Source organism: Gordonia sp. N1V, assembly GCF_029269935.1.
GTDB lineage: Bacteria > Actinomycetota > Actinomycetes > Mycobacteriales > Mycobacteriaceae > Gordonia > Gordonia polyisoprenivorans.
Window position 1 is genome coordinate 80,991 of record NZ_JARJDD010000018.1, and the last position, 19,410, is coordinate 100,400.

Genomic DNA, 19,410 nt, shown 5'->3' on the forward strand with positions numbered 1-19,410 from the left:
CTCATCGGCCCCGGAAGGCGCACATGACCCTCAGCTTCGAGCAGATCAGTCCCGAACCGTCGTACGCCGGTGGCGTGTACCAGCCACAAGAGGATTCGCTGCTGTTGGCCGACTGCCTGCGTCTGCTGCCGCAGATCATCGGCGGTCGGGTACTGGATCTGTGCACCGGCAGCGGCGTGTTGGCGCGGACGGCTGCGCATTCGGGAGCCGCATCGGTCACGGCCGTGGACGCCTCGGAACTCGCGGTGCATCACGCGCGGCGACTCTGCATCGACGCCCCGTGTCCGGTTCGGGTGCACCACGGGCGGTTTGAGGACCACATCGGTCGCGACAGGTTCGACGTGGTGACCTGTAATCCGCCGTACGTGCCGGCTCCTGGCATCGACGACGGCGTGGCGATCAGTCCCGGCCCGCGACATGCGTGGGACGCCGGCCCGACCGGCCGCGACGTCCTGGACCCGTTGTGCGCACACGCATCTGAATTCCTCGAGCCCGGCGGGACCCTGCTGCTGGTGCAGTCGGAGTTCGCCGACATCGACGCTACGGTGAATGCGTTGCGCGCCAACGGTCTCGACGCTCACGTGATGGCGGTGCGGTGGGTGCCGTTCGGGCCGGTGATGACCGCGCGCGCCGAGTGGCTCGAAGGTCTTGGGCTGCTCGAGAAGGGCCGCCGGACAGAGGAACTCGCCGTGGTGCGAGCGATCAGGAAAGGTGCGGCATGAGTGACGCGACCCCCATCCGGGTGACACGAGGTGGTCCGATGCTGGTGCCCGGGCCCGTCGACATCGAACTCCCCGACGGCACCCACGTGCGCTCGGATCGGTTCATGGTCGCGGTGTGTGCCTGTGGGCGCAGCCGCACATATCCGTTGTGCGACACCAGCCATCGGCGCCGTCGGCGGGAGTAGCGCGCTCTGGGTGGGCGGGTCCTGGGTGGGCGGGGCAGGCCGGCGCGTCAGACCGGCACAGATGCGACCCCGGCCAACACCGGCCCGGTCTCCCATGCGGCGGTCAGCCCCGCCTCGAATGCGTCCTCGACGAACAGGAATCCGCGGATGCCCAGGATCACATCGGCTTCGAGTTCGGGCTCCTCGGCGAGTAGTGATCCCACCACGTCGCGGCGCAGGACCTGCTCATGGACGGCGTCGGCCTCGACATGTTCGCGATAGAACAGCCGGCACGGCTTGGGGGCGTCGAGCCGTTCGAGCCCGCTCAGCAGCCGAGACGATCCGGGTGACGACGTGATCTCGGTGGCGGCCAGGTGCCCGACGGTCGCGCCGCGCAGAGATCGATGTAAACCGAAGCAGGACATCAGATTCACCGGGGCGAGCGCCCATGCCGGAGCGCGGTCGAGGTAGGCCAGGTAGGCGGGGTCGAGGTCGGCGGCCGCCAGGAGATCGGCGAACAGCTCTTGATGGACGGATTCGCCGCGGCCACCACCGAATTCGTCGAATTCCACCGCGACGAACGCCGCCTTGGCGGTGCGCCGCAGTCGTGGGATGGCCCAGGCGTGTGGATCGGCCTCTTTGAGGTGATACAGCGACCGCAGAGCGAACAGGTCGCGGTACTGCTGCCAGGTTCCGTTGTCGCGCAACCGGAACGAGAGGCCGACGCCATGGACGGGCTCGACGCTCAACTCGTCCATCAACGCTTCGGCTGTCGTCGGCGCGGTATCGAGGCCGGCGCGCACCGCGTCGAGGAAGAGTCGTTCGAGTGCGGTGCGCAGGGCGATGATGCCGGGATCCCACTCCCGATCGCCGACGACGTCGGTGAAGCCCGCGTAGTGCAACTCGTAGGCGACGTAGAGGGCGAGCTGGACGTCGTCGCCGAAGGGGTCGGCGTCGGCGACGAGGTCGGGAGCGACGTCGGTGCCGTCACGCAGCGCGGTGAGGAGACGTTCCGAGAGCGGACCGCGGGGTGCGGGCAGCGCGCGGCTGACGGTCGCGGTGGGAATGCGCGTGTGCATAGGACCGGTGTACCCGTTCGTTGAGCTGGGTAAACCGCTAATCGGCGGACTCGGCGTCGCGGGCAGCCCGTGACTCGTCGGTGTGGTCGTCACCGACGAGTTCGGGCGTCACCTCGCGGGTGGCCATGCCGCCGGACCCGTCGTTGTCGGTGGGGCCCGGATGCAGCTTGTCGTCGTCGGTGGTGGGGTTCTCGTCTCGTTCGGCCATGGTTCTCTCCTGTCGTTGGAGGTCGTGTTCCCGCGTGAGGCGTCGCCGAAACCTGTTGCGGAGAGACGCACGCCGTCCGCCCCCGGGGTGGTGGGGCGAACGGCGCTGTGGTGCCGGCGGCGAGGGTTACTCGACGCCGACCACATCCTTGGCGATCTCGGCGATGCGCGCCTCGGCGGCGTTGACGACGCGCTGCCGGTTCTTGTGGGCTTCCTCGAAGTGCAACGTCACGCGGATGTCGGCGGGCTCGTCGAGCTCCTTGATTGCGGCGACGGCGTCGGTGATGTTGAGGTCGGCGTAGTCGGGGATGGGCAGGTCGTCGGGGTCGACGGTGCCTGTCGCCTCGCGGACCGAGGCCACGGTGTCGGCAACGCCGGTGGCGCCGTTGATCCGGGCGTTGTCCTCGATGGCCTCGAGTGCGGCGTCACGGGCGGCGGTCGCTGTGCGCAGGGTCGCCGTTCCTGCCTCAACGAGGCTCTGCCCGGCCTGTTCTGCGGCTTCGGTGGCGTCGTCGACGGTGTTGCCGATGCGGCTGCGCAGACCGGAGACGGCGTCGGGGACCTGACGCAGTGCGTGTGCGACACGGTCGGCGCCGCGCGATGCGGCGATTGCCGGCAGCGTCACCGCGCGGGCGGCGAGGCCGCTGGCCCACTGGGTGGGACTGCGGCGCAGTGCGGCCGGCCCGCCGAGGGCTTCTTCGGCCAGCACCGTGCTGATCCAGCCGACGGTCTCGGTATGGGCGTCGACGAGTCGTTCGGCCAGCGCGAGGAGGTCGGCGTCGTCGGCGCCGGTGGCCAGAGCCTTGAGATATGTTGCGCGGCCGAGTAATTGCTGCTCGAGTGCGAGGTCGCCGAGGAGTGCCTCATCGAGTGGTTGGGCTTGTTCGGCGAGGGTTTTGACCGATGCGGCGACGCGGCCGAGGGCCGGGCGAAGGACATCGGCGAAGCCGTCGCGCTCGCGTAGCGCCTTCTCGATGGCGGCAGCGCGGTCGCGGCCCTTGCGTGCGTTGCCGGCCAGTTCGGCGCGAACCGCTTCGGTGCGGGCCTGTGCCTGCCGGGTCTCGGCGATCTGGATCTCGGTGTGGGTGAGCGCGAGGATCGCGCGCAGTTGCTGATGGATGGTGGTGGTGGAGACGGTCATGTTCCCTCCAGATGTTGGGGACGAGCTCTCGTGTCCACGGTGTTCCCCGGTTGGTGAGGAAGAAACCCCGTCGTGGCGAACGGTCGGTGAATGTGCCGCGATGACCGGGTGTCACCTGCGGCTTTGCCGAGATGTGAGTTGGGCCATCGAGCTCGTCGGACGCTCGGTCGGGCGGCGGTGACGGGCAGGTAGCGTTATCGCCATGGCTACCACCGAACGTGCGAGTCTGGACAAGGACCCGGCCGAGGTCGCGGCGATGTTCGACGGCGTCGCCAAGCGCTACGACATCACCAACACCGTGCTGTCGTTCGCGCAGGATCGGCGGTGGCGTAAGGCGACCCGCAAGGCACTCGCGCTCACTCGCAACGACGTGGTGCTCGACCTGGCCGCCGGCACCGCCGTCTCCACCGTCGAGTTGGCGACGTCGGGGGCCACGTGCGTTGCCGCCGACTTCTCCCTCGGAATGCTCAAGGCCGGCGCCGAGCGGAACGTACCGAAGGTCGCGGCAGACGCCATGGCTCTGCCCTTCGCCGACGGATCATTCGACGCGGCGACCATCTCGTTCGGTCTGCGCAACGTCCACGATGTGCCGACCGCCCTGGCCGAGCTGCATCGGGTGCTCAAACCCGGTGGCCGCCTGGTCATTTGCGAATTCTCCACACCGACATTGCGGCCATTCCGCACCGTCTACATGGAGTACCTGATGAAAGCGCTGCCCGCGGTGGCGACCAAGGTGTCGAGCAACCCTGCCGCGTACGTGTATCTCGCCGAATCGATTCGAGCCTGGCCCGACCAATTCGGCCTCGGCGACCTCATTCGCGACGCCGGGTTCACCGACGTCCGCTGGCAGAACCTCACCGGCGGCATCGCGGCAATACACTCCGGTATTCGCGTCTGACTCGTCACCTGGGCGGGCACGGATGGCGATTGCCCGGTGGTCGAGGTGACTACCGGCTCGGATCGATTACTTCGGTGGTCGAGGTGCCGAGGAGCGACGAGCGGCGACATCGCATTCGGTTTCGAACGTGGTCCGCCAGATCGGTGGTCGAGGTGCCGAGGAGCGATAGCGACGAGCCTCGAGACCGGCCGCATTGGTGCTGGTCAGGGTGGCATTTTGTTGATTGTTGCTTTGGTGAAGGCGATGGCTTTGGCGCAGATTTGGTCTCTTGGCGGAGGGTTTATGAACAGAATGGCAGTAGTCGTGACTATGGCGCTGCCAGATTGAACCGCAGTTGTGCATGCGTCCTGGTGTCTGGGATACCCAACTGCGACTGACCTTCCTTGGATGCTGGTGTCATATTGCCATTCGATCGCAGTTGAGTACTTGTTCTTGTAATCCTCGAGTGGAAGATCGTTCCCGACGCCTTGTGAAAGGATTGCTGTGTTCGAATCCCGGTATCTCCAGTCGCATCCTCGGGACGTCTGCATGTTGGCATTGGCGCCGTCTGTCGCTGATTGCTGGTTCAAGCCCAATGCCTCTAGTTCCTCGCCAGAGAGTGCTGTGCAAGGTTCATATGACGAGCCGTCGTTCAGGTTGCTCCACCGATCTGGAAATACGGTATTGAAGGGTAGTCTTTTGCCGTTCGCATCCACTTGTCTGATGCTGGCGGGAGTACTTGGGTGCGACGCCGAGGCTGATGTTCGATCTCGTGGCGGTCCGCCTGAATTAGTCGTGCAGCCGACTATCCCAGAGAGAGTGACGGACATCGTCAACATTATCTTGGCTATTTTCAGTCGAATGTTATGCATTGATTGATTCGAAAACTAGACCGATCTTGCTATCTGTCGCAGTCAGCTCGGCGTGTGCCTGGTCGCACAGCGCTTCCAGTGCGTCTAGGAGCTCGATATTTTCCTTCAGTCCTGCTGCGAAACAATTGACGAACTCTGCGGCACGCTCAGACATATTGGTACCTTCCGGTACGTTGCCGTAGTGATTGCCGTTGTTGACGCGGACCAGCTCCGCAACAACCCCAGCCAACTCCGCCGCCAGATCCCGCGCCACCCCGGCTCGTCGCTTCCACTCAGCGTCGATTACCTGCACGACTCCGCCGTCGCCGAGTTCGGGATTGCCGCGCGGAACGGAGGTGTCGGGTGGGGAGGTGGACTCACCGCCGAGTGGCACACGTGTGCCCGGTTGTACGAAATACTCCGTCATCCCTCCCCCTTCTGGCCCCGGCCAGATCTACGGCGTGAAAGGCATTGTAGCCAGGATCGTCGGGTTTGGGAGGATTGGCGTCAAGGTTGTGGATGAAGGGTCAGCCGGCGTGGCGGACGGGACATCCAGGGGCGAAGGTGCCCAGCTCATCGACCTCATAGCCGCGCGGATAGCAGCGGATCTGCGGCATGTCCCGGCCGTATTGGGGGACGGTACGTGGGCCGGCGAAGAACCGGATGGCCAGACCGCGGGCCTTCAGGCCGTTGCGGGCGACGACACGCTCGACGGCGGTGGGCTTGGGGTAGCCGAAGGCGTCGAGCAAGCGGTCGTCCATGAGGGCGAACGACAGGCGCCGGACGAGCCACGCCGGGAGAAGGCGGAACGGCATGAAGGTGGTGAGCAGATCCAGGGTGGCGTCGGCGACCTTGCGTGATCCGGGGGAGTAGGCGAAATGTTCGCGCTCGTAGTCTTCGAGGAAGTGCTCGAAGTCCTCGTACGTGCCGGGAATGTCTTTGAGCGCCATGTGTTTGCCGAGTTTGCGGTAGTACTCGGTGAGACCGTCGATCTCGTTGCGGCCCAGCGGGCGCCACTCGTAGTCGGCCACCCAGCGGACCGGACAAACCACGAACGTGGCCAGTACGTAGAGCATGTCGTCGTTGGAGATGTCGTACATCGCGTGCATCTGGTTGATCCGCCGGACCGCATTGCGGGCGCGTGGATCGACGAAGCCGTGTTCGACGGGAGCGTCGAGGAGCAGCACGGTGTCGTCGTAACGCTTCTGGGTGCGTTCGGTGAATTCTCCGGTCTCATACAGCAACTCGCCGATCGACGGTACGGCGTACGTGCGGAAGAGGGCGAAGCTCAGCGCCATCGTGATGCCCCACGGGTATTCCAGGGTGCCGAGGCTGCGTGCGTACCGTTCGGGATCGGCCGCAGGGTCGACACGGGCAAGGTCGTCACGCAGCCGGTAGCGCTCCGCGCGGCGGGTACTGATGCGATGTGAGACCGACGAGGCGACGGACGAAACGGACGGCATGACGCTCCTGAGGTGGCCGTTATATCAGATATTTGAAACATACCATCGGTTTTGTCCCAATCAAATCTGGACGAGCGGCACGCAGAGCGCCGTCGGCAACAAGCAGGGCGCTGGCGCGAAGCGTCAGCTGAACGGCGGCCGTTCGTCGATGCGGGTCGACAGATGGCCGACGCCGCGCCAGGCGCGGGCGACGAGGTCGGCGTCGTCGGGGGTGATGAGATTGCCCATCACCCGGACCACCAGAGACATCAGCCGGGCCGACCGGATTCCGGGGCGGCCGAGGGCGGGGACGGTCTGCGGCATCGTCAACAGGCCGGCGAGCCGACGGGCAGCGGAGAAGGCCAGCCCGTAATGGTCGACGAGCAGGGCGCGCCAGGCGTGCGTGTGGTCGTCGCCGGACAGGAGGTCAACCGCCAGCCGGGCGGTCTCCAGTGCGTAGTCGATGCCCTCCCCGTTGAGGGGATTCACGCACGCCGCGGCGTCGCCGATGAGCATCCAGTTACGGCCGGCGACATTGCTGACCGCACCGCCCATCGGCAGCAGCGCCGAGGCGATGCGCACAGGCTCGCCGGTGATCTGCCACTCGTCGGCGACCATGTGCGAGTAGTGCTCGAGGATCGGCCGAAGTGCCATGTGTGCCGGTCGTTTTGATGTGGCCAGAGCACCGACGCCGACGTTGAGCAACCCCTCGCCGAGTGGGAACACCCAACCGTATCCGGGCAGCAGTTCACCGTCGGGTCCGCGGAGTTCGAGGTGCGATCCCATCACGGTGGCGTCGGCGCGCGGGGACGGGACATAGGCGCGCGCGGCCACGCCGTACGCGGTGTCGCGGTGCCACTGTCGGCCGAGGATCTTGCCGAGGCCCGAGCGCACCCCGTCGGCGACGATGACCTGCCCGACGCGGATCGTCCGCCGACCATCGGCGGTGTCGGCGACCACTGCGCTGATGCGGTCCCCGGCGCGCTCGACGTCGACGGCTTTGGCGCCCGACACCATTCGTGCTCCACGCTCGAGGGCGAATTCGCGGATCGCGTCGTCGAGTTCGAGGCGCGCGACGGCGCTGCCGTAGCCGGGGAACCGGCCCGACGGCCACGGAACGAACACGCTGCGGCCCCAGCCGTTGAGCTGCAGACCGTCCAGACGCGGCCGTGTGTCGAGGAGATGTCCCAGACCGAGGCGATCGAGTTCGGCGACGGCGCGCGGGGTGAGCCCGTCGCCACAGGTCTTGTCACGCGGGAACACCGCCGCATCGACGAGAACCACCTGGTGACCGGCCGATGCGGCGTAGGCGGCGGCCGCCGACCCGGCCGGCCCGGCGCCGACGACCAGGACGTCGGCGGCGTCGGGGACCTCGACGGGGGGCACTTGGCTGCTCACCCGACCAGTATGTCGGCGCACCGTCGGGCGATGCTGCTCGGGCAGCGTCGGTGCCAGACGCTAGGCTGCACAGAGGTAGTGCCCTGGGGTATGGCGCCCGATGCGTCACGCCGATGGCCTTGGCCTTCTCGAAACGGACCTTCTCGAAACGGAGCGGCGCAAACACGTGAAGTCGACATTCACCGGAGTAGACCTCGGGACCGATGAGTTCGCGGAGACCGTGCGGTCCTCGCTGGCCCGTGTCGAGGACCTGCTGCTCACGGAGCTGGCTTCGGGCGACGACGTCATGACCGAGGCCGCGACACATCTCGCGCGTGCCGGGGGCAAGCGATTCCGGCCGATGTTCGCGATCCTCGCATCGCAGTTCGGGCGTAACCCCGACGCCGACGAGGTGATCACGTCGGCGACCGTCGTCGAGATGATCCACCTCGCGACGCTCTATCACGACGACGTCATGGACGAGGCGCCGATGCGCCGCGGCGCGCAGAGCGCCAACGCCCGGTGGACCAACAGCATCGCGATCCTCTCCGGCGACTTCCTGTTCGCCCGGGCCTCCCGGCTGGTCTCGACGCTGGGCCCCGACGCCGTGCGCATCATCGCCGAGACCTTCGCCGAACTCGTCACCGGCCAGATGCGTGAGACCGTCGGTGCCACGCAGGGCGCCGACCCGATCGACCACTACCTGAAGGTGGTGTGGGAGAAGACCGGGTCGTTGATCGCCGCCGCGGGCCGATTCGGCGCGATGGCTTCCGGCGCGACCGCCGACGACACCGAGCGGCTCTCCAGGATCGGCGACATCGTCGGCACCGCCTTCCAGGTATCCGACGACATCATCGACATCAGTTCTGTCACAGGCGATTCCGGCAAGACGCCGGGTACCGACCTGCGTGAGGGTGTGCACACCTTGCCGGTGCTGTACGCGCTGCGCGAGGACGACGCGTCGTCGGATCGACTCCGCACACTGCTGCTCGCCGACGACGGATCGGCGCGGCCGCTGACCGACGGCGCCGAGGTCGCCGAGGCGCTCGATCTGCTCAACGCCTCGGGCGGCATGGTGCAGGCCAAGGACAAGCTGGCCGAATTCGCCGAGCAGGCTCGTGCCGAACTCGCCCAGTTGCCGACCGGGCCTGCGCACGGGGCATTGAGCTCGCTGGTCAGCTACACCATCGACCGAACCGGATAGCCGAGCGGTCGGATGGCTCACACCCCGCCCGGAAACCGAAACGGGGTCTGGATCGTTTGAGAAACTACAGGGCGTCCCCCGCCCGGCAGCCTGCCGGAGCGCACACCGACGCCGTGACTCGAACGAGGACCTGATGCATTTCAACGGATTGAAGACCGCGCTCCTGCTCGGCGTGATGTCGGCGATCATCGTCGGCATCGGCGCGATGTTCCGCAGCCCCGTCATCCTGTGGGGGTCGGTCATCCTCGCCGTGGCGGTCAACGCCTACGTCTACTTCAACAGCGCCAAGATGTCGCTCAAGGCGATGCACGCGCAGCCGGTGACCGAGGTCGAGGCGCCGGTGCTCTACCGCATCGTCCGCGAGCTGGCCACCTCGGCGCATCAGCCGATGCCCGCGCTCTACATCAGCCCGACGGAGTCGCCGAATGCGTTTGCCACCGGCCGCAATCCGAAGAACGCGGCGGTGTGCTGCACCGCCGGGATACTGCGGCTGCTCGACGAGCGGGAGTTGCGTGCGGTCCTCGGCCACGAACTGTCGCACGTGTACAACCGCGACATCCTGATCAGTTCGATCGCCGGCGCCATGGCCGCGATCATCAGCGGCCTGGCGAACTTCGCGCTGTTCTTCGGCGGCAACCGCAACAACGCCAACCCGCTGTTGATGCTCCTCGTTGCGTTCGTGGCGCCGATCGCGTCGACCCTGATCAAGCTGGCCGTGTCACGCTCGCGCGAATATCAGGCCGACGCCTCGGGTGCCGAATTGACCAGGGACCCGCTGGCGTTGGCGTCGGCGCTGGCCAAGATCTCCGGCGGCATCCAGGCCGCGCCGCTGCCGCCGCAGCCCGACATCGCCGCGCAGAGTCACGCGATGATCGAGAATCCGTTCCGTGCCACCGACCGGATGGCCAAGCTCTTCTCGACGCACCCGCCGACCGAGGAGCGCATCGCCCGACTGCAGGAGATGGCGCGGCGCGGGATCAGCTGAGCCGCCGCCGTCACCCAAGCCGCTACCGGTAGTTGACGAACTGCAGCGCGATCCCGAAGTCCTCGCCCTTGAGCAGCGAGATGACGGCCTGCAGGTCGTCGCGCTTCTTGCTGGAGACGCGTAACTCGTCGCCCTGGATCTGCGCCTTGACGCCCTTGGGCCCCTCGTCGCGGATCTTCTTGGAGATCTTCTTCGCGTGCTCGGAGTCGATGCCCTGCACGAGCGTTCCGGTGATCTTGAACTGCTTGCCCGACGCGGCGGGCTCCCCGGCGTCGAATGCCTTGAGGGAGATGTCGCGACGGATCAGCTTCTCCTTGAACACCTCGAGGCCGGCGACGGCGCGCTCCTCGGCGTCGGAGGTGATGACGATCGCCTCCTCGCCGGACCACGCGATACCGGTGTTGGTGCCGCGGAAGTCGTAGCGCTGGGACAGTTCCTTGGCGGCCTGGTTGAGGGCGTTGTCGACCTCCTGGCGGTCGACCTTGCTCACGACGTCGAACGATGAATCAGCCATGGGATACAGCCTAGTGGGCGCGCTCACGGGTGAGACGGGCGCTCTCGACGTGTGGGGGAGCGCCATCGGCGAGGAGACGGGCGCGCTCGGCGGTGCGACGAGCGCCGTCGGCGAGGAGGGGACCGCGTTCGGCGGGGCGGCTCTGACCAGCGGGTTTGCGTGAACGGGCGGTAGTCGTTGTATTCTTCACGGCGTTGTTCACGCGGTCGGAAACGGCCGAGAGAATGGCACGGCAGGTTGCCCGAGCGGCCAAAGGGAGCGGACTGTAAATCCGTCGCGCAAGCTACATAGGTTCGAATCCTATACCTGCCACAAACGAGGAAAATCGTCGTTCGCGACGCGCCGTCAAACCGCTGTAACAGGCGATTTGGTGCGCCGCCGAGTCGGTGTGTAATCTCGTTAAGGCTCTCGAGCAGCCCGGACACGCGACCGGGCAGCACGGGTGAACGCCCCCTTAGCTCAGTCGGCAGAGCGTTTCCATGGTAAGGAAAAGGTCGACGGTTCGATTCCGTCAGGGGGCTCGGGAGGACTTGATCGCCCCCGCGGGTGCTCAGGCCGCCAAGGCGGTGTAGCTCAGCTGGTTAGAGCGCACGACTCATAATCGTGAGGTCGAGGGATCGAGCCCCTCCACCGCTACACAACACGCAGCGCCCGCGGCGGCCCGGGACACGGGGGCGCGAGCGCCGAGAACACGCAAACCCCCGTGAAAGAAGGATTACAGTGGCTTCCTCAACTGATGTGCGGCCCAAGATCACCTTGGCCTGCGAGGTGTGCAAGCACCGCAACTACATCACCAAGAAGAACCGTCGCAACGATCCCGATCGCCTCGAGATCAAGAAGTTCTGCCCGAACTGCGGCAAGCATCAGGCGCACAAAGAGTCTCGCTGACGCAGTCGTCGGCGATCGGCGACATACAGACATACCTGCGGACCGCCTCGACGAGGCGGTCCGCAGTGGTATGTGCGCGGCACGGATGAGACCTTCCTCGCGCGTCGCGGCAGCAGCCGTCGGAAGTCATGGATCGACGCCACCGGGACGTGGCACAGGTAAGGAGCGAACCGCATGTCGTCACAGATCAGCGACGCCGAGATCAAGCAGCGGACCTCGGAGCTGAAGGCCGCCGGCGAGAAGCTCACCCCCGAGGAGATCGCCGAGCACACCAAGTCGCTCGTCGGCTTCAACTACACCGTCGACGATTACTACGAGATCGGCCGCGAAGAGGTCCGCAAACACGCCCTGGCCGTGCAGGACCCGCACCCGACGCACTGGGACGAGTCCGCAGCGCGCCGACTTGGCCATGACACCCTGATCGCCGCCCCAACCTACGTGTCGGTGCTCGGCATCGTCGCCCAGCGCAAACTGTTCGAGGACGTCATCACCGGATACGACCTGTGGCAGATCATGCAGACCGACCAGCGGCTGATCTACCACCAGCCGATGAAGGTAGGCGATCAGCTGGTGTGCGACGTGTCGCTCGACTCGTTCCGGCACGTCACCAGCCCGGAGACGATCGATCTGATGGTCACCAAGAACGTCATCTGGAATCAGCGCAACGAGCCGGTGATGACCACCTACACCTCGCTGGCCGCGCGGCCGGGCATGGAGATCGATCCCGAACTCGCCGAGTCGCTCGACCACGTGATGATGAAGGTCGACCGCACCGGCACCGTCGGACGCACCGTCGAGCCCGAGCCCGGACGCTACGACCGCCCCGACCCCACCGAGCGTCCGGGAGCCTACGGCGCGGTGGACTTCGATTCGCTGACCGTGGGCCAGGAACTACCCGCCAAGCGTTTTCTGCTGACCCGCGGCAACCTCACCAACTACGCCGGTGTGGCCGGGGATCCCAACCCGATCCACTTCTCCGACCACCTCGTCAAGGCCTCGGGCATGGACGACGTCGTGGCGCACGGCATGCAGACGATGGGCCTCGGCGCGACCTTCATCTCCGAGCACATCGGCGACCCGGCGGCGTTCTGCGAGTACAACGTTCGCTTCACCAGCCCGGTCTACGTGCCCGCCGACGACAGCGCCGCCGTCGACTTCACCGGCAAGATCAAATCCCTCGACCCCGACACGCGCCGCGGCACGATCGCGATCGTCGCCAAGCAGGGTGACCGCAAGATCTTCGGGCGCGCACAGGCCGTCATCCAGTTCAACTGAGGGTCGTCTCCCGGACTGTCCCCAATCACCCTGCGCCGGATCCCTCTGCGCCGGAGGCATGTACGCGGATGAGCGGCACCGCCGCGGTCTCGACGACGTCGTCGATCGCCTCGGCCGACAGTGAGCCCTCCATCAGGAAGCGGTAGCGCACGAGGTCGAACGCCAGCGTGGCGGCCGTCGCGGGCACCGGTCCCGCGCCGATCTCCCCACGGTCGCGTGCCCGTCGGATGATCACCCCCGACAGATCCTCGGCCTTGGTGCGCAGCACCGTCATCGCAGCGGGATTGGGCTCCGACGCGGCGCCGGCCATGATGCCGAGCGCGACCTCACGGCCCTGTGCGGCCAGCCGATCGAGCAACTCGTGGATCGTTCCCCGCAGATCGCCGGCCAGGGTGCCGGTGTCGGGGGGCGTGATGTCGGCCAGGCGCGTGTTGGCCAGGGCGGTGATCACCATCTCCAGTTTGGTCGACCACCGTCGATACAGCACCGCCTTGCTCGTCCCCGCGCGACGCGCGACCCCTTCGACGGTGAGGTCGGCGAATCCGACGTCGCGCAGTTCGGTGAGCACCGCGTCGAAGATCGCCGCATCGAGTTCTGCCCCGCGGCGTCGGGTCGCTGCCATCTCCTGCCACCTTCCGACAGTCGGCCGATCAAGCCGGCCGGATAGGAAACGTTGCGTTTCTTGTTGGTTCAGACTAGACATCGCAGGCAATAAGAAACGCCACGTATCTTAAGGGGAATGTGATGATGAAGTCCGACGAAGGCAAGGCCCTCGCGTTGGTGCTGGGGCTGACCGCGGTGGTGTCGATCCTGTTGTTGGCGTTCGCGCTCCCCGGGGTGCACTCCAAGCCCAACGACATCCCACTGGCGGTGGTCGCGCCGGCCGCGGCCACCGAGCAGATCTCCCGTGCGCTCGAGGAGCGACAGCCCGGCGGCTTCGAGGTCACCGCCGTCGGCGACGAGGCGCAGGCGCGACGCCAGATCCTCGATCGCCGGGTTGAGGGAGCAGTTGTCGTGCAACGGGATTCGACGCGAGTCCTGGTGACGACCGCGGGCAGTCCGGCAGTGGCCACGCTCATCGAGACCATCGGGCAACAGATGGGCACGCAGATGCACTCGCCGGTCACCGTTGTCGACGTCCGCGGGTTCGGCACCGGCGACCCGAAGGGCGTCGGGCTGGCCGCCGGAGCATTGCCGCTCGCCCTGGGCGGCTGGATCGGTGGTGTGGCACTGATGATGATGATCCGACGGCCTCGCAACCTCGTGCTGGCGACACTGGGCTTCGCCGTGCTGGCCGGGCTCGCGATCAACCTCCTGATGCGTTACGTGCTGGGTACTTTCGACACCGCCTTCTGGTATCTGGTGCTGAGTGGAATCCTGGGTATCGCCGCCACCGCGTTCGGGGTGATCGGACTGCGTCGACTGCTTGGCGGAGCGGGCCTCGGGATCGCCGCGATTCTGCTTGTGGTGCTGGGCAATCCGCTGTCCGGGCTGAGCAGCTCGCCGGACCTGTTGCCCTCTCCGTGGGGCGCGATCGGTCAGCTGCTACCGCCCGGGGCCACCGGAACACTGTTGCGCAACGTCGGATTCTTCAATGGCCACAACATCATTCATCCGATCGTGGTGCTCACGGTGTGGCTGGTGGCCGGGCTGGGTCTCTACGCGATCGCACTGTGGCGTCAGACCGACGTCAGTGAGGACGACGAACTCATCGACGAGGTCATCGGCATCGACGGCGCTGCACACGCCGTCGCTGCACACGACGAACCGGCGTCGGGGGAGGACTCGGCCCCGCACGGGCGCCACGAAATCGGTCACGTCGTCGAGATGTCGGCGCACTCGTCGGCTGGGCACTCGTTTTCGGGGCACTCACGCTGACGCGGGGTCGGCGCAACGCGGGAGCGCACAGTGAAAGCGGCACAGGCGATCACCGCGCACCCGCCGACGACGAGCGGCACGGTGAGATGCTCGCCGAGCATCACGACGGCCCAGTAGACACTGAGGACCGGCTGCACCAGTTGGATCTGACTGACCGTGGTCATCGGCCCGATCGCGAGACCGCGATACCAGGCGAAGAATCCGAGGAACATGCTGACGCCGGCCAGGTAGGCGAACGCCGACCACTGGCCGGCGCCGGCGTGTGGTGGGTGGGTGACCACGCTGACCGCCGACACCGCCACCATCACCGGCGCCGCGAGAACCAGTGCCCAGCAGATGGTCTGCCACGAACCGAGTTCCCGCGACATCAGCCCGCCCTGCGCATATCCGATCGCTCCGAGCACCACCGCCGCGGCGAGCAGGGCGTCGGCGACCCCCGGTCCGCTGCCGACGGACCCGCCGTGGGCGAGCAGGCTGAACACGACGGTGGCTCCCACCCCGAGGGCCGCGCCGAGCCAGAAACGCGACGACGGTCGCTCGCCGGTCAGCAGCACCGCGACCACCGCTGTCGCCGCGGGCAGTAGGCCGATCACCACCGCGGCATGCCCGGCGGTGGTGCGCTGCATGGCCAGTGAGGTCAGTATCGGGAAGCCGGCCACCACGCCCGCCGACACCGGGACGAGCCGAAACCACTGCCGGCGGGTCGGCAGCGGAGCGTCGAACGCGATCAGTGCCACCGCGGCGAGAGCTGCCGCGACGACGGCCCGCCCGCAGCCCACGAATAGCGGGTCGAGTCCCGCGCCGCCGGTGCCCCCGACCGCGATTCTGGTGAACGGGACGGTGAACGAGAAGGCGATCACGCCGACGAGCCCCCAGGCCAGTCCGTGGGCGGTCGTCGGGCCCTGCGCTGATAGCGGACGCGAGAGAGATTCGATAGCGCTACTATTGTTTCTCATGTCCGACGATAGCAGTGAGCAGATCGCGCGTCACCTCCGTTCGCTGACCGCAACCGCGAGCCCGGGATCGAAGCTGCCGTCCACCCGCGACCTCGCGGCGCGGTTCGGCGCCGGACCGGTGACCGTGCAGCGGGCGCTTGCAATGGTGGTGGCCGACGGCCTCGTCGAAACACGGCCCGGCCGTGGCACTTTCGTCCGCGCACGTCCGACGCAACGTCGTGGCGCGGAGGTGGCGTGGCAGACGGCAGCGCTCGGACCCCGACGCGACGGTGCGTCCCCGGTGGGTTCGACCCTGCGGCAGGTGCCGCACGACACGATCGCCATGCATTCGGGCTACCCCGACGAGTCCCTGCTACCCGTCCGTGAGGTCAGTGCGGCTCTCGGTCGCGTGGCGCGGCGGCCGGAGTGCTATCGCCGACCGCCGATCGCGGGGATTCCGGAGTTGCGGCGCTGGTTCGCCGACGAGCTCTCCCATACCGACTCTTCTGGGTCTGCGCCCGCCGAGTCCTGGCACTCCGCCGATGTGATGGTCGCCTCGGGTGGGCAGGCGGCGCTGGCCGCGGCGTTCCGCGCGCTCGCCGCCCCCGGCGAAGCGATCGTCATGGAGTCGCCGACCTACTGGGGTGCGATCGGCGCCGCCCGGCAGGCCGGTCTGGTGATCGTGCCGGTGCCCCGATCCGACGGCGCACCCCGGGCCGACGACCTCGACGCGGCGCTGACGTCGTCGGGCGCACGCGTCTTCTACGCCCAGCCCAACCACGCCAACCCCACCGGCGACCGCTGGGATGCCGGGCAGCGGTCGGCGATCCTCGATGTGATCACCGCACACCGCGCGTTCCTCGTCGAGGACGACTGGGCGCACGACCTCGGGATCGACGAGCCGGTGCGGCCGCTCGCCGTCGCCGACCGCGACGGGCACGTCGTCTACGTCAGGTCGCTGACCAAGAGCATGTCGCCGTCGATGCGGGTGGCCGGGATTCTCGCGCGCGGACCGGCACGGGTGCGCATCGAGCAGGCGCTGGCGCATTCGGATCTCTTCGTCTCGCCGATCCTGCAGTGGGCCGCCCTCGACGTGGTGAGCAGACCGGCGTGGCGCACCCACCGAAAGACACTTGCCCGCGCGTTGGGGGACCGGCGCGACGCCCTGCTTGCCGCGCTGCGTGGTGCCGGCTTCGATCCGCGCCGGCCGGCCGGTGGACTGCATCTCTGGGTAGACCTGGGCGTCGGCAGGGCCGGCGACGCGCTGCCCGACGCCGACACCGTCGTCGCGCGGGCGCTGACCAAGGGTCTCGCGATCTCGCCGGGTGCCGAGTGGTTTCCCGCGGAGCCGACCGGCCTGTTCGTCCGGCTCACCTATTCTGCGGTCACCCCGGATCGATACGATGACGCCGTCCGGATTCTCTCGGAGAGCCTCTGACGCCGACCGGGTGTTCCCGGGGCGTTTTGGGTTCGGCAGGGCCCATGTTCTACACTGAAGTGTCTCGGTTGACTTAGACTTGCGCGCTACCCATGGGGTGGCGCGTTGGTTTTGTCGGACGGTTGATTCTGTCGAACGGCGGAATGTCGGTAGCCGAAGGCCACGCGGCCGGACGGTGTCGACACACCAGTCCGTAGGGTGGATCGAGATGGTGGCCCGAGTGGCCCGGCGGGATTTCTCGCCGGGACATGACAGCCGCAAAGGGGCGTAGCTCAACTGGCAGAGCAGCGGTCTCCAAAACCGCAGGTTGCAGGTTCAAGTCCTGTCGCCCCTGCCCTGGTGAGGGCACACGTTGACGAGAGGACCTCGAAGTTGAGCAAGCGAGATCGAGCAGCCCGCGCCAAAGATGCCGCGGGGGACACCGCCGCGTCGGCGGCCGATGAGCTCGAGGTCTCCGATGCCACCGACGATTCCGACGGCGAGAGCACGACGTCACTGACGAAGTCGGCCGACACCGAGCTCCGTCCGTCCGGTAAGCGTTCGGGTCGGGGTCGCCGTTCGGCGTCTGCCGCCGGCACCTCCGACGACGACTCGGATTCCGCAGGCGGAACCGCGGTCGCCGTCAAGGAACGCAAGAAGAAGGCGTCGCCTGCGGAGAGCCACAATCCGTTCGTACGGATCTGGCTGTTCCTGCAGCAGGTCGTCGCCGAGCTGAGGAAGGTCATCTGGCCGAGCCGCCGCGACCTGGTCGTCTACACGGCCGTCGTGCTGGTGTTCGTGGTCATCATGACCGCCTTCATCTTCGGCATCGACCTCGGCTTCGCCAAGGGCGTCCTCTGGCTGTTCGGTTAGCGGTTCACCTCGAGTGAGCGCACCGACCATCTCGGGGCGCCCGACGAACCGGTCGTCGGCGCACGGCGGACGGCACGGTCGAGTGACGACCGGGCGAACGACGTGAGACCTGACCGAAACTGTGAGAAAGAGGAGCGTGGGCTGCAGTGAGCACCCCGGAGAACACCGAAGCGGCTGACGTCGAAGGCGTCGTGACCGACGAGGCCGTCACCGACGAGACCCTCGTGGACGAGACCGACGATCCCGGTGTCGAGGCGCAGGCCGAGGCTGCCGAGGACGAGGCCGCTGCCGTCGAGGGCGGCGAGGCCGCGGTCGAGGCCGACGAGGCAGCCACCGATGAGGTGGCGACCGACGAGGTGGCCGGCGAGGCCGACGCTCCTGCCGAGCCCGAGGAGACCGACCCCGTCGAGGAGCTGCGCAAGCAACTGCGTCGCGCGCCCGGCGAGTGGTACGTCATCCACAGCTACGCCGGGTACGAGAACAAGGTGAAGGCCAACCTCGAGACCCGTGTGCAGAACCTCGACGTCGGCGACTACATCTTCCAGGTCGAGGTGCCGACCGAAGAGGTCACCGAGATCAAGAACGGCCAGCCCAAGAAGGTCAACCGCAAGGTGCTGCCCGGCTACATCCTGGTGCGCATGGATCTCAACGACGAGTCGTGGGGCGCGGTGCGCAACACCCCGGGTGTCACCGGCTTCGTCGGAATGACCTCCAAGCCGTCGCCGTTGAGCCTCAACGAGGTGCTGCAGTTCTTGATGCCGCGCACCGAGGCCAAGAAGTCCGCAGCCAAGGCCGCCTCGGGCGGCGAGAGCGTCGAGGCTGCCGCAGCCGCGGTCACCTCGACCATCGAGGTCGATTTCGAGGTCGGCGAGTCGGTCACCGTCATGGACGGACCGTTCGCGACGCTGCCCGCCTCGATCTCCGAGGTCAACGCCGAGCAGCGCAAGGTCAAGGTGCTCGTGTCGATCTTCGGTCGCGAGACGCCCGTCGAACTCGGCTTCAATCAGGTCGAAAAGATCTGATTCGCCCGTCAGCCGGTGACCGGCTGACAACAAGACTTCCACGCCTCCAGCGGACGTGGATCAGCAAGAAGAACAACCAAGGAACTAGAGATGCCTCCCAAGAAGAAGAAGCTTGCCGGGATCATCAAGCTCCAGATCCAGGCAGGCGCGGCCAACCCGGCCCCGCCCGTGGGTCCGGCGCTTGGTCAGCACGGCGTGAACATCATGGAATTCTGCAAGGCGTACAACGCCGCGACCGAGTCGCAGCGTGGCAACGTCATTCCGGTGGAGATCTTCGTGTACGAAGATCGGTCGTTCGACTTCAAGTTGAAGACCCCGCCGGCGGCGAAGCTGCTGCTCAAGGCTGCCGGTCTGCAGAAGGGCTCCGGCGAGCCGCACGCCAAGAAGGTCGGCAAGGTCTCGATGGACCAGGTCCGCGAGATCGCCAAGACCAAGCAGGAAGACCTCAACGCCAACGACATCGATCAGGCCGCGAAGATCATCGCCGGTACTGCTCGGTCGATGGGCATCACCGTCGAGTGAGCTCGCGATCTCGCGAGAATCACCGTCGAGTGAGCTC

General features: G+C 67.0%; 22 protein-coding genes and 4 tRNA genes. 17 read left to right on the forward strand and 9 right to left on the reverse strand.

The window, feature by feature from the left end:
* The first annotated feature begins 23 nt into the window (after nt 1–23).
* Both P3L18_RS20710 and P3L18_RS20715 read left to right on the forward strand, forming a co-directional pair.
* The gene (locus tag P3L18_RS20710) at nt 24–722 is read left to right on the forward strand and encodes a HemK2/MTQ2 family protein methyltransferase (protein WP_276115105.1); all 699 of its coding nucleotides are present in this window, start codon (nt 24–26) and stop codon (nt 720–722) included.
* On the forward strand, nt 719–907 hold the full coding sequence (locus tag P3L18_RS20715; protein ID WP_006370782.1) for a CDGSH iron-sulfur domain-containing protein: 189 nt from the start codon (nt 719–721) through the stop codon (nt 905–907). The genes P3L18_RS20710 and P3L18_RS20715 overlap by 4 nt, the downstream gene beginning before the upstream one ends.
* Before the next feature lie 47 nt (nt 908–954).
* On the opposite strand, the gene P3L18_RS20720 is transcribed toward P3L18_RS20715, so the two are convergent.
* The 3 genes from P3L18_RS20720 to P3L18_RS20730 all read right to left on the reverse strand — a co-directional run bounded on the left by P3L18_RS20720 (nt 955) and on the right by P3L18_RS20730 (nt 3,313).
* Nucleotides 955–1,965, reverse strand: a complete 1,011-nt coding sequence (locus tag P3L18_RS20720) for an iron-containing redox enzyme family protein (protein ID WP_276115106.1) — start codon at nt 1,963–1,965, stop codon at nt 955–957.
* A gap of 37 nt (nt 1,966–2,002) precedes the next feature.
* Nucleotides 2,003–2,173, reverse strand: coding sequence for a hypothetical protein (locus P3L18_RS20725; protein ID WP_276115107.1), 171 nt, complete (start codon nt 2,171–2,173; stop codon nt 2,003–2,005).
* Nucleotides 2,174–2,299: 126 nt separating this feature from the next.
* Nucleotides 2,300–3,313, reverse strand: coding sequence for a ferritin-like domain-containing protein (locus P3L18_RS20730; RefSeq protein WP_276115108.1), 1,014 nt, complete (start codon nt 3,311–3,313; stop codon nt 2,300–2,302).
* A gap of 202 nt (nt 3,314–3,515) precedes the next feature.
* On the opposite strand from P3L18_RS20730, the gene P3L18_RS20735 reads away from it, so the two are divergent.
* Nucleotides 3,516–4,211: a demethylmenaquinone methyltransferase gene (locus P3L18_RS20735; protein ID WP_014359131.1), complete on the forward strand. Its 696-nt coding sequence runs from the start codon at nt 3,516–3,518 to the stop codon at nt 4,209–4,211.
* 843 nt (nt 4,212–5,054) lie between these two features.
* Here the strand turns inward: P3L18_RS20735 and P3L18_RS20740 are convergent.
* The 3 genes from P3L18_RS20740 to P3L18_RS20750 all read right to left on the reverse strand — a co-directional run bounded on the left by P3L18_RS20740 (nt 5,055) and on the right by P3L18_RS20750 (nt 7,881).
* Nucleotides 5,055–5,468 (reverse strand): hypothetical protein, encoded by a 414-nt coding sequence (locus tag P3L18_RS20740; RefSeq protein ID WP_276115109.1) that lies wholly within the window; start codon nt 5,466–5,468, stop codon nt 5,055–5,057.
* Nucleotides 5,469–5,568: 100 nt separating this feature from the next.
* Nucleotides 5,569–6,504: an oxygenase MpaB family protein gene (locus P3L18_RS20745; RefSeq protein WP_276115110.1), complete on the reverse strand. Its 936-nt coding sequence runs from the start codon at nt 6,502–6,504 to the stop codon at nt 5,569–5,571.
* Between the two features lie 123 nt (nt 6,505–6,627).
* Nucleotides 6,628–7,881 (reverse strand): geranylgeranyl reductase family protein, encoded by a 1,254-nt coding sequence (locus tag P3L18_RS20750; RefSeq protein ID WP_253193875.1) that lies wholly within the window; start codon nt 7,879–7,881, stop codon nt 6,628–6,630.
* A 166-nt stretch (nt 7,882–8,047) separates the two neighbouring features.
* Here P3L18_RS20750 and P3L18_RS20755 point away from each other — a divergent pair, with 166 nt between their 5' ends.
* Both P3L18_RS20755 and htpX read left to right on the forward strand, forming a co-directional pair.
* On the forward strand, nt 8,048–9,064 hold the full coding sequence (locus P3L18_RS20755; RefSeq protein ID WP_079928923.1) for a polyprenyl synthetase family protein: 1,017 nt from the start codon (nt 8,048–8,050) through the stop codon (nt 9,062–9,064).
* Between the two features lie 133 nt (nt 9,065–9,197).
* Entirely contained in the window at nt 9,198–10,049 is an 852-nt protein-coding gene (gene htpX / locus P3L18_RS20760; RefSeq protein WP_079928924.1) for a zinc metalloprotease HtpX, read from the forward strand.
* A gap of 22 nt (nt 10,050–10,071) precedes the next feature.
* Here the strand turns inward: htpX and P3L18_RS20765 are convergent, their stop codons facing one another.
* Nucleotides 10,072–10,563 carry a YajQ family cyclic di-GMP-binding protein gene (locus P3L18_RS20765; RefSeq protein WP_006370796.1) on the reverse strand — a complete coding sequence of 164 codons (492 nt, stop codon included), beginning with the start codon at nt 10,561–10,563 and terminating at the stop codon, nt 10,072–10,074.
* Between P3L18_RS20765 and P3L18_RS20770 the strand changes: the two genes are divergently transcribed.
* The 6 genes from P3L18_RS20770 (at nt 10,562) to P3L18_RS20795 (ending at nt 12,726) form a co-directional block, all read left to right on the forward strand.
* Entirely contained in the window at nt 10,562–10,726 is a 165-nt protein-coding gene (locus tag P3L18_RS20770; protein ID WP_172398745.1) for a hypothetical protein, read from the forward strand. The genes P3L18_RS20765 and P3L18_RS20770 overlap by 2 nt on opposite strands.
* A 68-nt stretch (nt 10,727–10,794) precedes the next feature.
* A tRNA-Tyr gene (locus P3L18_RS20775) sits at nt 10,795–10,875 on the forward strand.
* Between the two features lie 136 nt (nt 10,876–11,011).
* Nucleotides 11,012–11,084, forward strand: a tRNA-Thr gene (locus P3L18_RS20780).
* Nucleotides 11,085–11,125: 41 nt separating this feature from the next.
* Nucleotides 11,126–11,199: transfer RNA gene (locus P3L18_RS20785), tRNA-Met, on the forward strand.
* Nucleotides 11,200–11,283: 84 nt separating this feature from the next.
* Nucleotides 11,284–11,451, forward strand: coding sequence for a 50S ribosomal protein L33 (gene rpmG, locus P3L18_RS20790; protein WP_003929651.1), 168 nt, complete (start codon nt 11,284–11,286; stop codon nt 11,449–11,451).
* A 174-nt stretch (nt 11,452–11,625) separates the two neighbouring features.
* Complete coding sequence (locus P3L18_RS20795) at nt 11,626–12,726, forward strand: fused (3R)-hydroxyacyl-ACP dehydratase subunits HadA/HadB (protein ID WP_014359134.1); 1,101 nt, start codon at nt 11,626–11,628, stop codon at nt 12,724–12,726.
* Between the two features lie 25 nt (nt 12,727–12,751).
* Here the strand turns inward: P3L18_RS20795 and P3L18_RS20800 are convergent, their stop codons facing one another.
* A complete protein-coding gene (locus P3L18_RS20800) occupies nt 12,752–13,348 on the reverse strand; it encodes a TetR/AcrR family transcriptional regulator (RefSeq protein ID WP_094602375.1) in 597 nt (198 codons plus the stop codon).
* Between the two features lie 122 nt (nt 13,349–13,470).
* Between P3L18_RS20800 and P3L18_RS20805 the strand changes: the two genes are divergently transcribed.
* On the forward strand, nt 13,471–14,604 hold the full coding sequence (locus tag P3L18_RS20805; protein WP_276115111.1) for an ABC transporter permease: 1,134 nt from the start codon (nt 13,471–13,473) through the stop codon (nt 14,602–14,604).
* On the opposite strand, the gene P3L18_RS20810 is transcribed toward P3L18_RS20805, so the two are convergent.
* Nucleotides 14,541–15,560 (reverse strand): DMT family transporter, encoded by a 1,020-nt coding sequence (locus P3L18_RS20810; RefSeq protein ID WP_276115112.1) that lies wholly within the window; start codon nt 15,558–15,560, stop codon nt 14,541–14,543. The two genes, P3L18_RS20805 and P3L18_RS20810, sit on opposite strands and share 64 nt — an antisense overlap.
* On the opposite strand from P3L18_RS20810, the gene P3L18_RS20815 reads away from it, so the two are divergent.
* The 5 genes from P3L18_RS20815 to rplK all read left to right on the forward strand — a co-directional run bounded on the left by P3L18_RS20815 (nt 15,559) and on the right by rplK (nt 19,373).
* Nucleotides 15,559–16,977, forward strand: coding sequence for a PLP-dependent aminotransferase family protein (locus P3L18_RS20815; RefSeq protein WP_276115113.1), 1,419 nt, complete (start codon nt 15,559–15,561; stop codon nt 16,975–16,977). The two genes, P3L18_RS20810 and P3L18_RS20815, sit on opposite strands and share 2 nt — an antisense overlap.
* A 261-nt stretch (nt 16,978–17,238) precedes the next feature.
* A tRNA-Trp gene (locus P3L18_RS20820) sits at nt 17,239–17,311 on the forward strand.
* 38 nt (nt 17,312–17,349) lie between these two features.
* Nucleotides 17,350–17,829, forward strand: coding sequence for a preprotein translocase subunit SecE (gene secE, locus P3L18_RS20825; RefSeq protein ID WP_006370802.1), 480 nt, complete (start codon nt 17,350–17,352; stop codon nt 17,827–17,829).
* 146 nt (nt 17,830–17,975) lie between these two features.
* A complete protein-coding gene (nusG, locus tag P3L18_RS20830; RefSeq protein WP_276115114.1) occupies nt 17,976–18,851 on the forward strand; it encodes a transcription termination/antitermination protein NusG in 876 nt (291 codons plus the stop codon).
* Between the two features lie 90 nt (nt 18,852–18,941).
* A complete protein-coding gene (gene rplK / locus P3L18_RS20835; protein ID WP_276115115.1) occupies nt 18,942–19,373 on the forward strand; it encodes a 50S ribosomal protein L11 in 432 nt (143 codons plus the stop codon).
* The last annotated feature ends 37 nt before the right edge of the window (nt 19,374–19,410 follow it).